This window comes from Peribacillus sp. NPDC097284, assembly GCF_044761765.1.
Taxonomy (GTDB): domain Bacteria; phylum Bacillota; class Bacilli; order Bacillales; family DSM-1321; genus Peribacillus.
In genome coordinates this window covers 611,168-622,694 of record NZ_JBIWCZ010000001.1, presented here as the reverse complement: position 1 = coordinate 622,694, position 11,527 = coordinate 611,168, and the positions used below count along the sequence as shown (strand labels likewise).

General features: G+C 44.2%; 11 protein-coding genes. 9 read left to right on the top strand and 2 right to left on the bottom strand.

Annotated features, from left to right (window positions below; all coding sequences use genetic code 11):
* Positions 1–15 precede the first annotated feature (15 nt).
* Both ACIQXU_RS03120 and ACIQXU_RS03115 read left to right on the top strand, forming a co-directional pair.
* Entirely contained in the window at positions 16–1,572 is a 1,557-nt protein-coding gene (locus ACIQXU_RS03120) for an AMP-binding protein (RefSeq protein WP_402957771.1), read from the top strand.
* Positions 1,573–1,675: 103 nt separating this feature from the next.
* Positions 1,676–2,521: a YtnP family quorum-quenching lactonase gene (locus ACIQXU_RS03115; protein ID WP_402957769.1), complete on the top strand. Its 846-nt coding sequence runs from the start codon at positions 1,676–1,678 to the stop codon at positions 2,519–2,521.
* Positions 2,522–2,564: 43 nt separating this feature from the next.
* On the opposite strand, the gene ACIQXU_RS03110 is transcribed toward ACIQXU_RS03115, so the two are convergent.
* On the bottom strand, positions 2,565–2,882 hold the full coding sequence (locus ACIQXU_RS03110) for a PepSY domain-containing protein (RefSeq protein ID WP_402874856.1): 318 nt from the start codon (positions 2,880–2,882) through the stop codon (positions 2,565–2,567).
* Between the two features lie 178 nt (positions 2,883–3,060).
* Here ACIQXU_RS03110 and ACIQXU_RS03105 point away from each other — a divergent pair, with 178 nt between their 5' ends.
* The 3 genes from ACIQXU_RS03105 to ACIQXU_RS03095 all read left to right on the top strand — a co-directional run bounded on the left by ACIQXU_RS03105 (position 3,061) and on the right by ACIQXU_RS03095 (position 5,661).
* Complete coding sequence (locus tag ACIQXU_RS03105) at positions 3,061–4,134, top strand: M42 family metallopeptidase (RefSeq protein ID WP_402874859.1); 1,074 nt, start codon at positions 3,061–3,063, stop codon at positions 4,132–4,134.
* A gap of 68 nt (positions 4,135–4,202) precedes the next feature.
* Positions 4,203–4,712 (top strand): DUF84 family protein, encoded by a 510-nt coding sequence (locus tag ACIQXU_RS03100; RefSeq protein WP_402874861.1) that lies wholly within the window; start codon positions 4,203–4,205, stop codon positions 4,710–4,712.
* 85 nt (positions 4,713–4,797) lie between these two features.
* The gene (locus tag ACIQXU_RS03095) at positions 4,798–5,661 is read left to right on the top strand and encodes an AraC family transcriptional regulator (protein ID WP_402874864.1); all 864 of its coding nucleotides are present in this window, start codon (positions 4,798–4,800) and stop codon (positions 5,659–5,661) included.
* An 85-nt stretch (positions 5,662–5,746) separates the two neighbouring features.
* Here the strand turns inward: ACIQXU_RS03095 and ACIQXU_RS03090 are convergent, their stop codons facing one another.
* Positions 5,747–6,196 carry a YtoQ family protein gene (locus ACIQXU_RS03090; protein ID WP_402874867.1) on the bottom strand — a complete coding sequence of 150 codons (450 nt, stop codon included), beginning with the start codon at positions 6,194–6,196 and terminating at the stop codon, positions 5,747–5,749.
* Between the two features lie 129 nt (positions 6,197–6,325).
* On the opposite strand from ACIQXU_RS03090, the gene ACIQXU_RS03085 reads away from it, so the two are divergent.
* The 4 genes from ACIQXU_RS03085 to ACIQXU_RS03070 all read left to right on the top strand — a co-directional run bounded on the left by ACIQXU_RS03085 (position 6,326) and on the right by ACIQXU_RS03070 (position 11,343).
* On the top strand, positions 6,326–6,835 hold the full coding sequence (locus ACIQXU_RS03085; protein WP_402986637.1) for a hypothetical protein: 510 nt from the start codon (positions 6,326–6,328) through the stop codon (positions 6,833–6,835).
* Between the two features lie 139 nt (positions 6,836–6,974).
* The gene (locus ACIQXU_RS03080; protein ID WP_402874874.1) at positions 6,975–7,286 is read left to right on the top strand and encodes a thioredoxin family protein; all 312 of its coding nucleotides are present in this window, start codon (positions 6,975–6,977) and stop codon (positions 7,284–7,286) included.
* Positions 7,287–7,342: 56 nt separating this feature from the next.
* Positions 7,343–8,143, top strand: coding sequence for a DUF1444 domain-containing protein (locus tag ACIQXU_RS03075; protein WP_402874971.1), 801 nt, complete (start codon positions 7,343–7,345; stop codon positions 8,141–8,143).
* Between the two features lie 380 nt (positions 8,144–8,523).
* The gene (locus tag ACIQXU_RS03070) at positions 8,524–11,343 is read left to right on the top strand and encodes a DNA translocase FtsK (RefSeq protein WP_402986634.1); all 2,820 of its coding nucleotides are present in this window, start codon (positions 8,524–8,526) and stop codon (positions 11,341–11,343) included.
* The last annotated feature ends 184 nt before the right edge of the window (positions 11,344–11,527 follow it).

Sequence of the window (11,527 nt, the reverse complement as noted above, 5' to 3'; positions counted from 1 at the left end):
TAAGGAGGGAAAAGCATGAGTGAGATTACCGCGATGAACCGGCTGGCTGTTGGGGATATATTACGCAGGACAACAGGAAGGTTTCCAAACAAGGTGGCGGTCATAGAAGGGGATAAACAATGGAGTTATCGGGAGCTGAACGATGAGGTGAACCGCTTTGCCAACTATTTGCTTGATTCCGGCCTGGAAAAGGGAGATGCGGTCGCGACAATCTGCGGGAATTCCGTCTCATTCATTATCGTCTTTTTCGGCATCGCTAAGGCGGGTCTAGTGTGGGTGCCGCTTAATCCAGGCGTATCCTTTCATGAAAAGAGTTATATTCTTTCAGAGGTAGATTCGAAGTTAGTCATTGTCGATGAAATTTTTCTACAAGGAAAAAAGGAAGAATTGAAAAGTCTTTGTCCGGAACTGTTGATCATTGGGAAAAATGTCTCTCCAGTTGAACGCCTGGAGGAAGCGTATCGGCTCTCCAGTAAGCAAGAACCAGAGGTCCATATTGAGGATCGGGACTTGGCCCAAATTATGTTCACGAGCGGGACGACGGGCATGCCTAAAGGGGTGATGATTTCCCATCTATCGATTTATATCGCCAGCTTGTCCAATATTATTGGTTCCAGTATGAAGCGGGACGATATAGCCAGTGTCATCATGCCTCTCTTCCATTGTGCCCAGCATACCTTGGCCGTTTCCTTTTTCAATGTAGGTGCCACGCTGGTCATTTTGCCGGGATTTGAACCGGAATCCTTCATGAGAACGGTAGAGAAGGAAAAGGTAACTTGGATGTTCGGTCTTCCCATGATCTATAAAGCGATTCTCTATCATCCGAATTTTAAACATTATGATTTAACCTCCTTACGCTTCTGCTTATATGCGATGGCTCCCATGGACCGGGTCACCCTTGAAAAAGGGATGAAGGAGATAGGGGCGGAATTCGCACTGGCTTCTGGACAAACGGAAGTGTACCCGGGAACTTGCATGTTCGAGCCGGAAGATCAACTAAGGAAGCATGGCCCTTACTGGGGTGGGACGGGAATCATCAATGACACCGCCATAATGGACGAAGAAGGGCGGACGTTGGAAAAAGGAGAAATCGGAGAAATTGTTCATAGGGGTCCGAATGTCATGATCGGCTATTTGAATAATCCGGAGGAGACGGAAAAAAGCAAGCGGTTCGGATGGCATCATACTGGCGACTTGGGCTATTTTGATGAAGACGGATTGCTCGTCTTTGTCGACAGGAAAAAAGATATCATTAAATCCGGTGGCGAAAATGTGGCTTCGATCCAGGTAGAGCAGATTCTAGCCTTGCACGAAAAGGTGCTCAATGCTGTGGTTATCGGTCTGCCGCATGAAAGGTGGATAGAAGCTGTGACCGCATTCGTCGTTCCCAAACCGAACGTTACCATTACGAAAGAAGAAATCATCACACATTGTAAAGAGAATCTAGGAACCTTCCAAGTTCCTAAGGAAGTCATCGTGGTCGATCAATTACCGATGACGTCAACCGGTAAGATTCAAAAGCATAAACTTCGGAATCACTATCAACATCTTTATATACCGGCTGGAAAGTAGGGGCACCTTTTAGGTGTCTTGTTTTTTTCTGGGAAAGAGTTACATGTTATCAATTTCAATAAATGGGAGCAGATGTTAAACTGAAGGGTGAGGAGGGGATAAAATGGAAACTTTACAAATAGGGGAAATCAAATTAACATGGCTGAATGGTGGCGTGACCCACCTGGATGGTGGAGCGATGTTCGGTGTCGTACCGAAACCACTGTGGTCCAAGAAATATCCGGTCAATGAAAATAACCAGATTGAATTGCGGACAGATCCGATACTCGTTCAAGTGAACGGATTAAATATGTTGATAGACTCCGGGATCGGGAATGGAAAGCTGAACGACAAACAGAAACGGAATTTTGGCGTGACGGATGAGTCCGGGCTCATAGAGGATTTAGGTCGGCTCGGGATCAAACCAAATGAAATCGATTACATTCTAATGACCCACCTACATTTCGACCATGCCTGTGGGTTGACTAAGCCTGAAGGAGATTCACTGGTCCCGGTTTTCGAACGTGCCGAAATCATCACGACCCAAATCGAATGGGATGAAATGCAGCAACCCAATATCCGCTCAAAAAGTACATACTGGAAGGAAAACTGGGAGGCGATTGCCCACCTTGTCCGTCCTTTTGAAGGAGAACGTGAAATCACGGAAGGCATTAAAATGATTCATACCGGCGGACATAGTGATGGACATGCCATCATCCTGGTTGAAGACGGTAAGGACAAGCTGATCCATTTAGCCGATATCATGCCAACGCACGCCCATGCGAATGTCCTGTGGGTACTGGCTTATGACGACTACCCAATGACTTCGATCTCGGCAAAGGAAAAGTGGATGAAATATGGTCTGGAGAACGGGGCCTGGTACAGCTTTTATCATGATGCCCAGTATTGTGCCATCAAGTGGGATGAAACGGGTAAAGAGGTAAAGGATGAAGTGAAACGGAAACGGTAAGTCATAGAAAAAGGAGGCGATTTGGGTCGCCTCCTTTTTTTGTTCAATCATGTTGTGCATTCAATTCCAATATCGTCCCGGTAGTAGCATCTGCAATGAATTCAAATTGTTCGCGGTTACCATCGGTATTTCTAGTGATGCCGCCTTTATATACTTGGTAGTCCAAATCATTTTTTTGATAGGTTTCGGGTTTCATTAAAATCCAAGATCCATATATACTTCCATCTTTTCTGACTGTTTCCTTCACCTGCGCCAATACTTTGTCAGGAGAAGGCGTATTTGTTTGATTCAAAATTTGTTTTGTAGCATAGCCTGTAGCGAAGCCGGCTGCTGCCCCCAATAGAAACGTTTTCCAATTCATGAATTTCTCCTCCATTGCTTTTTATTACTCACTCTATCTAGTATACATAAGAAGTCTTTCTTTGACTAACGATTTGAAATTTTACCCATTTACTGATAAATTAAAACATGCTAGGTGGTAACTATCGTCTAAGTTAGGTAAAATAGATAGGAAATAAAAGTAGTTAAGGGGTAGAGATATGGATCAAGAGACTTTAACACTATTTAAAACATTGACGGAATTACCAGGGGCTTCAGGAAATGAGCATGCCGTGCGTAATTTTATGAGAAGTGAGCTTGAAAAATATTCAGATGAAATCGTTCAGGACCGCCTTGGAAGTATCTTTGGCGTAAAAAGAGGAAATGAAGAAGGCCCAACTGTAATGGTGGCTGGACATATGGACGAAGTGGGCTTCATGGTCACTTCTGTTACGGAAAATGGCATGATCCGCTTCCAAACACTTGGAGGTTGGTGGAGTCAGGTTCTTTTGGCACAACGAGTGGAAATTATTACGGACAACGGGCCGGTAATCGGGGTCATTGGTTCCATACCTCCGCATTTGCTTGATGAATCGCAGCGTTCGAAACCTATGGATATCAAGAATATGTTGATAGATATCGGTGCGGATGACCAGGAGGATGTGAAGCGGATCGGGGTTAAGCCTGGTCAGCAGATTGTTCCGATTTGCCCTTTCACGCCGATGGCCAACGAAAAGAAAATCCTTGCTAAAGCATGGGATAATCGCTATGGTTGCGGTCTTGCGATTGAACTATTGAAGGATTTGAAGGATGAAAAATTACAGAATATTTTATATTCGGGTGCGACGGTTCAGGAAGAAGTGGGATTACGGGGTGCCCAAACGGCTGCACATATGATCAAACCGGATATCTTCTTCGCCTTGGATGCAAGCCCGGCAAATGATATGTCCGGCAATAAAAGTGAATTTGGACAGCTGGGTAAAGGTGCATTATTGCGTATTTTAGACCGGACGATGGTCACACATCGCGGAATGAGGGAATTCATCCTCGATACGGCCGAATCCAATGATATTCCTTATCAATATTTTGTTTCTCAAGGCGGAACGGATGCAGGAAAGGTCCACATTGCCAATGATGGGATTCCGAGCGGCGTGATTGGGATTTGCTCACGTTACATTCATACCCATGCATCGATGATCCATATTGATGATTATGCGGCTGCCCGTGAATTGATTGGGAAGTTGGTCCGCGCTTGCGATAAAACGACATTTGAGACATTGAAGAATAACGGATGATAATGAAAGCTGAAATGGAGGGGACACCCTTCCATCAGCTTTTTTTGCATAGAGGGAAGGGCATACATATGAAAATTGTAGTAGGCAGTACAAACCCGGCGAAAGTGCAGGCCGTGATTAACATCTATAAAGAAGCAGAAGTCATCTCGCTACAGGTGGAAAGTGGGGTTTCGGAACAACCATTTTCAGATGAAGAGACCATGAACGGGGCTGTGAACCGGGCCAGAAATTGCTTGCTTGAAAAGGGGGCCGATATCGGAATCGGTCTCGAAGGTGGCGTGGTTAAAATGGAACGCGGCTTATTCGTATGCAACTGGGGGGCAATGGCCACGAAGGATGGCGATATCTTCATTGCCGGAGGCGCGAGAATTCCCCTCCCCGGAATGATTGCGGATCGCTTGGAAAACGGGGAAGAGCTCGGTCCGATTATGGACGATTTCACCAAGAAAGCGAATATCCGCAAGAAAGAAGGGGCTATCGGGGTATTTACGAATGAACGGATTACCCGTGCCGATATGTTCGGAAATATCATGGAAATGCTTGCGGGGCAGTATGAATATAAGAAAAACCATCAATAAAAGAGACTGTCAGAACAAAGCAGAAACAGACAGGATTTAGGATATCGGTGCTGATAATATAGAAAACAAGGGAGGGGAAAGCCATATGGGGTGGGTAGAATCCATTCAGAAGGCCCTTGACTATATAGAGGAGCATTTAATCGACGACTTGACCATCGAGAACATTTCTAGTCAGGCGAATGCATCAGCCTTTCATTTTCAGCGGACGTTCACCATCTTGACGGACATTTCCGTTGGAGAATACATCAGGCGCCGTAGATTGACATTGGCTGCCCAGGAACTTGTAAGCACCAATGGCAAGGTCATTGATGTAGCCTATAAATATGGCTATGACACTCCCGAGGCTTTTTCAAAAGCTTTTCGGCGGCAGCATGGAGTACCTCCTAGCGAAGCCCGAAAGTATATGGGAAAGCTGACATTCTATGAACGCCTGGTTATCCAGGTGCTTCTAAAAGGGGCGGAACCGATGAAGTATAATATCGTGGAAAGAGATTCTTTTCGAGTGGTCGGTATCAAGCGGGAGTTTTCACTAGAGAACGAAGAAAATCTGATAGGAATCCCGAAGCTTTGGGACGAAGTGAACTCGGATGGTACCAGCAATCGGTTAGGAAAATTGAATAACGGCCGAATTAAAGGGTTGCTAGGGATATGTGTCGATTCCCCTGAAGATGAGCGGAATTCAATCGATTATTGGGTGGCCACGGAGTATGACGGAAGCGTCCCAAATGATTATTCTGGCTTGACGATACCTGCATCCAAGTGGGTTGTGTTCGAGGTCAATGGACCGATGCCCGAGGCGATGCAAAAGGTTTGGAAACACATCTTTTCCGAATGGTTTCCGGCAAGCGGACATGAACATGCAGGAACACCGGAAATGGAGGTATACGTTGAAGATGATGCTTCAGCCACAGATTATTACTCCGAGATATGGATCCCTATTAAGAGATAAAGGATGGGCTTGTAGGCAAAGACTGTGTCCTACAAGCTTTTTTATCCATGTAAAAAGCACTCCATAAGAGTGCCTTTAACTTCATTCATTTTCCATCTTCGAATATATAAGAAAGGACTTTTAAGGCTTGGTTCACCGATTCGACTGTGACGCTTGCTTTTTCAGATAATTCTTTTAGCGCGTGGTGATGGGATTCTGGGCGGATCAAGATAAGTGGTTTGCCAAGTGAGACCGCGGTGCTTGCATCCATGGCAGTATTCCACTGCTTATATTTCTCTCCAAATAGGGCAACGACAAGGTCAGCTTGCTTCATCAAAAGACCCGTACGCAAATTATTGATTTGAGAAGCTGCCATATCCTTTAAAACGGGGGTCGGCTGTTTCCCCAGAATATCTTCCCCGATATTATCGGAGCGTTCATGATTTTCCATTGGGCCGACAAATTCTAAAGGAAGCTTTAAAGCGGCTGCCTTCTCTTTTAATTCACTTCTCCAATTTGAATGGATTTCTCCAGCCAGGTAAACCGTTACTTTCATGATGATCCTCCTTATTTTCTAATTTGCTTACATTGTATCATGTTTTAAGAAAATGGATGGATTTCATAAATTAGGATATAAGTAAAGACAAGAGGGTAACGGTAGATTTTTGAAAAGGAGGGGGAATTCTTGAAGGTCCCATCCCAAAAAAAAATTCTGATCGTCTTTTTGATGAGCATCCTGGCAGTCGGTTGTTCAGGCATTGAAAGGCAGGTGGATAAGGCCGTGACAGCAACGGTTTCCGCTTTTCGGGATGAAGCGCCGCAACCGAATACAAAAGTGGGGCTTATAAAGGTGTATCTGCCTAAAAATTTCAAGATAGAAGAGGAACATGAGAATAACTTGATCCTGAAAAGTGGTCAACAGGCTTATATATTATTTGTCAATCCAAATGAAAACAGCGAAAGCTCGCAACTATTTTTGACGGCAAAGGAGCAGAAAACTCATTATTTGACACTGGAATCCTTTCAGAATGATGATAAGTTCGGTTTTATTTCCATCATGGAATTATCGGAAGAGAAATATGAGCTTTCCGTAGGAAGCGGCGGGGTCAAGCTCACAACCAAGACGGGGAAAGAGGATTTAAAGGATGAGGCGGAGAAAATGATGGAAATCGTTTCTTCCGTTCCACAGAGGTGAAAGAAGGTCCGGCGTACCCATACCGGACCTTTTGTGCTCTCTATTACAATCCGTATTGATGGTTGATTGAAGCGGAGTCTGGTATGATGGAATTATAAAATAACTAGATGGATTTCATAAGAGCTGGAGGAATAATAAGATGGAAAACTTACAAACTGTTGAACAATACGATGCATTAAAAAATGAAGGAAAACATATTTTCCTTTTCTCGGCAACATGGTGTGGCGATTGCCGAGTGATTGAACCAATCCTACCGGAAATAGAAGCGAAGTTCCCTGAATTCACGTTCATTCATGTAGATCGCGATAAATTCATCGATGTATGCGCTGCTAATGATGTTTTTGGAATTCCTAGCTTCATCGGATATGAAAACGGTAAAGAGCTAGGCAGATATGTGAGCAGGGACCGTAAAACACAAGAACAGATTGAAGAATTCATTTCATCATTATAATGAAAGGTCCCCTTCTTTAGGGGATTTTTCAATGGATAGGAGGGTCAGCCATGAAAATGGATAGCATAAAGCTGAAGAACATATTAAAAGAACGCTTAGCGGATGAAAATCGTACGTTCAAATTCGATAGCCAGAAGGACACGTTACGGATTGAAAATATAAAGACCGGTAAAGGCATCACGGTTGAACTTCCACCGGTGCTTGCAAATTACGAAAATATTCAAGAAAAAGCCATTGATGAAGTCATCTATTACGTAGATGAGGCACTGAATGTAATGGGGGAAGAACATAGCATGGAAGGCAAGGAGAAATTCATTTTTCCTGTGATCCGTTCGACTTCTTTTCCAATGGAGGCAGAAGAGGGCAATCCCTTCTTGTTCGACGACCATACGGCGGAAACACGTGTCTTTTATGCGTTGGATTTGGGCAAGACCTACCGTTTGATCGATGAGAAAATGCTCAAGCGTGAAGACTGGCAGGGAGATAGGATCCGGGAGATTGCCCGTTTCAACGTCCGCTCCCTCTCGACTAAATTGAAGTCGGATATCGTAGCGGGGAACACCTTTTATTTCTTGAATACAAATGATGGCTATGATGCGAGCCGGATTCTTAATGAATCATGGCTTCGTGAAATGAAGGAAAAGATATCGGGGACCATGGCAGTGGCCATTCCTCATCAAGATGTCATCATCATTGCCGATGTGCAAAATGATACTGGCTATGATGTACTCGCACAAATGGCGATGAGCTTTTTCGCCAGTGGCCACGTACCGATTACGGCGTTATCTTTCCTTTATGAGGAAGATGAGCTAGAGCCGGTCTTCATTATGGGTAAAAATAAAAAGCGTGAACAATAAGTAAGCGGATGGATGAATAATGATAGGGCTCCTGTCTCTTTGGATGGATTTCCAAACTCGGCAGGGGCTTATTTTGTTATACCCTAGGGAATATAATATTTTGTATTAAAACTTAATCTCATTGTAAACTCTGTTTAACAGAGGTGTTTTAATTAAATAGTAGACTATATAATTAGAACGTGTTTAAACTCATATGAAAAGGGGTTTAAATAGGTTAAGAGTTATGTGAAATTGGGATGATTCCTGCGGAAATTTGCAAAAAACTACATATATATCCCTATTAACCTTAATTTCTCTCGATATTTCAAAAAATACTGGTAGAATTAGTTACATAATTACAGATAGTAGAAAGAGTGATAGGTTTGAAGTGGCTAAATAAAATGAAAAAGTGGTTCCAAGCAGAGGAAATTATTGAGATTGAAGAAATAATAATAGATGAACCGATCGATAAAGAGACTTTAAAGAAGATGGACTTTTCTAAACTTCCCAAGACAAAGAAGGAAGAAATCGAAGCATACAATCAAACGGTGGCAAAAATGTCCCAAACGAAAGATCCGGATACGAAGATCTTGTTTCAATATCCAAAAGGGGAATTTAAATTCCCTCTGATACCTGATAAGGAACAACGTGTGAGAAAGCCTAGGGAAAAGAGAAGAGAGGAGCGGGAGCATAAACAGGATACGGAATCTTATGAATCCAAAAGGCCTAAGCAGAGTCCCGAGCAGAAACGGAAGAACGCTGAACGGATCGCTACTCAAAAGATCCTGCCATCCAATACCCCATTCCGACCGACGGAAATCCCCTCACCTGTTTATGGGTTTCGGCGACCGGAAAAAAAAGTGGTCAAATCGGTCGAATTTGAATTAGAGAGCAAATTTCCTGTTCTTAAAAAAGAAGAGCCTGAGGTTCCAACGATTATTCCGAACGAGGTAAAGGAAGAGGTTTATGAGGAATTGACCCGTGAACCTTCCGTTCTTGTACCAGAACAGATAGATGAAAAAAAAGAAGAAGCCATTTCCGAGGTTCCTGCCTTTATGCGCCGGAATGAGGATACGGACCCCAAGGCGGCGACAAGTGAGCCGGAACCAGTTGCTTCAGAATTTCCGGTAGACCAAGAAGTTGAAGAGCAAGAAACGGAGCAAGTGGAATTTGGGCAGGAAGTGGCGGTCGGGATAATGGAAGCCGTTGAACCTACTGTCGTTCCAGCCGAAGAAGGTAAGCCTGAGGCCCCGGCATATATCGCCGAGGATCCTGTTGATCCCGAAGTCCTTGATCAGGGGACGGAACCGAAAACCGAGGAATCCCCTAAACGCCCGAAAAAGCATATCCCCTTTAATGTCATGATGTTAAAGCAGGATAAAGAAAAGGCTACATTCCTAAATCCTTTTAAAGCGGAAAAAAAAAGCCCTGAAATCGAAAGGGGAGTAGTGGCTGTTGAAACGAGACCCACTGAAAAGCCTGTAACATCATGGACTACGTTGGAAAGCGAACCCATTCCCGTTGCTACAGGAGTGCAGGTTGAGGAAGAAGCCATTCAAGAACGGACGGATACACCTGAACCACAAAGGGCTGAGGAAGTTCGGTATGAACCCGTAACTCCTTCGCTACCTGAGCACGAGAAACAATTGCATTTCGAGACGAACGAGGTTCCCATTTCTCCGGTTATTCCAGAAGCGGAAGTTGTTGAACATGAAGAAAAACAGGAGGTAGCTGTTCCAGAGCCTATGAAAGCAGCCCATCCCGTCAGTACGGGACTAGTCGATTCTGTAGAAGATGAGGAAAATCCGTATTATGTATTTCCAAAGATCGAGTTATTGACTCCTCCCACATATGCCGAACATGATGATGAGTGGCTTGAAGAACAGACCGTATTGCTGGACGAGACACTGAAAAACTTCAATGTCCGGGCAAAAGTCGTGAACGTGACGCAAGGTCCGGCGGTCACTCGTTTCGAGGTCCATCCTGAACCGGGTGTGAAAGTGAATAAAGTGACGAACCTCATGGATGATATCAAGTTAAGTCTGGCGGCTCAGGATATGCGAATGGAAGCTCCAATTCCAGGTAAGCATACCATCGGCATTGAAATTCCGAATCGGAAGAGCAAGCCTGTATTTTTGCGTGAGGTTTTGGAGAGTACTGAGTTTCAAGAGCATGAATCACCGCTCGCTGTTGCGCTGGGACTAGATATTTCCGGCCAGCCGATCATCACCGATTTAAGAAAAATGCCGCATGGCCTGATTGCCGGGCAAACGGGATCGGGAAAAAGCGTGTGCATCAATACGATGTTGGTTAGTTTACTGTATAAAGCAACGCCTCAGGAACTGAAATTGATGTTGATTGATCCAAAAATGGTTGAGCTTGCTCCATATAACCAAATTCCCCATTTGGTCAGTCCGGTCATCACTGATGTGAAAGCTGCCACTGCGGCCTTGAAATGGGCAGTGGAGGAAATGGAACGCCGCTATGAACTATTTGTCCATGCAGGAGTTAGGGATATCAGCCGTTTTAATGACCAGGCTGAAAAAGCCGGCCAATATTCCAATAAGCTGCCATATATCTTGGTAATCATTGACGAATTGGCCGATTTAATGATGATGTCCCCGGCAGATGTCGAGGAAGCGATTTGCCGCATCGCTCAAAAGGCCCGTGCTTGTGGCATTCACTTAATTGTGGCGACACAGCGTCCGTCCGTGGATGTTATCACTGGTTTAATCAAGGCGAATATCCCGACTCGAATCGCTTTTTCCGTTTCATCCCAAGTCGACTCGCGAACCATCATTGATAGCGGTGGGGCAGAGAAACTGTTAGGAAAAGGGGATATGTTGTTTGCGGAAAACGGTTCATCAAAAACGGTCCGTCTGCAAGGGACTTTTGTAAGCGATGAAGAAATCGATCAAGTGGTCAATCATGTGAAACTGGAACAGAAGCCAAAATATTTATTTGAACAAGAAGATTTGTTGAATCGTGCCCAAGTGACGGAAGAAGCGGACGAGTTATTCTTTGAGGCATGTGAATTCGTCGTTCATCAGCAGGCCGCTTCGGCTTCTAGTGTCCAAAGGCGTTTCCGAGTAGGATACAACCGTGCAGCTCGTCTGATAGAAATGATGGAACAGCAGGGCGTCGTTTCTGAATCGAGGGGAAGCAGGCCACGGGATGTACTGATTACCGAGGAAGAACTTGAATTTTTACACGTAAATTAAGAGAACCTATACTAGGGTTCTGTATATAATGTGAAGGGCGAGATATAAATTCTAAAGCGAATGGAATAGAAAAGCCAATGATTTGATAAAATGGCATCTCCCTGACATGGATGTATGAATAAAAAGGTGATATAATATATTTTTGTCGATGAATAAATAAAAAGTACGTATAAAAACCTAGGCG

Bases quoted from the DNA above. Each gene is read 5' to 3' on its own strand.
- ACIQXU_RS03120 (WP_402957771.1), top strand. From the start codon at position 16: ATGAGTGAGATTACCGCGATGAACCGGCTGGCTGTTGGGGATATATTA.
- ACIQXU_RS03115 (WP_402957769.1), top strand. From the start codon at position 1,676: ATGGAAACTTTACAAATAGGGGAAATCAAATTAACATGGCTGAATGGT.
- ACIQXU_RS03110 (WP_402874856.1), bottom strand. From the start codon at position 2,882: ATGAATTGGAAAACGTTTCTATTGGGGGCAGCAGCCGGCTTCGCTACA.
- ACIQXU_RS03105 (WP_402874859.1), top strand. From the start codon at position 3,061: ATGGATCAAGAGACTTTAACACTATTTAAAACATTGACGGAATTACCA.
- ACIQXU_RS03100 (WP_402874861.1), top strand. From the start codon at position 4,203: ATGAAAATTGTAGTAGGCAGTACAAACCCGGCGAAAGTGCAGGCCGTG.
- ACIQXU_RS03095 (WP_402874864.1), top strand. From the start codon at position 4,798: ATGGGGTGGGTAGAATCCATTCAGAAGGCCCTTGACTATATAGAGGAG.
- ACIQXU_RS03090 (WP_402874867.1), bottom strand. From the start codon at position 6,196: ATGAAAGTAACGGTTTACCTGGCTGGAGAAATCCATTCAAATTGGAGA.
- ACIQXU_RS03080 (WP_402874874.1), top strand. From the start codon at position 6,975: ATGGAAAACTTACAAACTGTTGAACAATACGATGCATTAAAAAATGAA.
- ACIQXU_RS03075 (WP_402874971.1), top strand. From the start codon at position 7,343: ATGGATAGCATAAAGCTGAAGAACATATTAAAAGAACGCTTAGCGGAT.
- ACIQXU_RS03070 (WP_402986634.1), top strand. From the start codon at position 8,524: ATGAAAAAGTGGTTCCAAGCAGAGGAAATTATTGAGATTGAAGAAATA.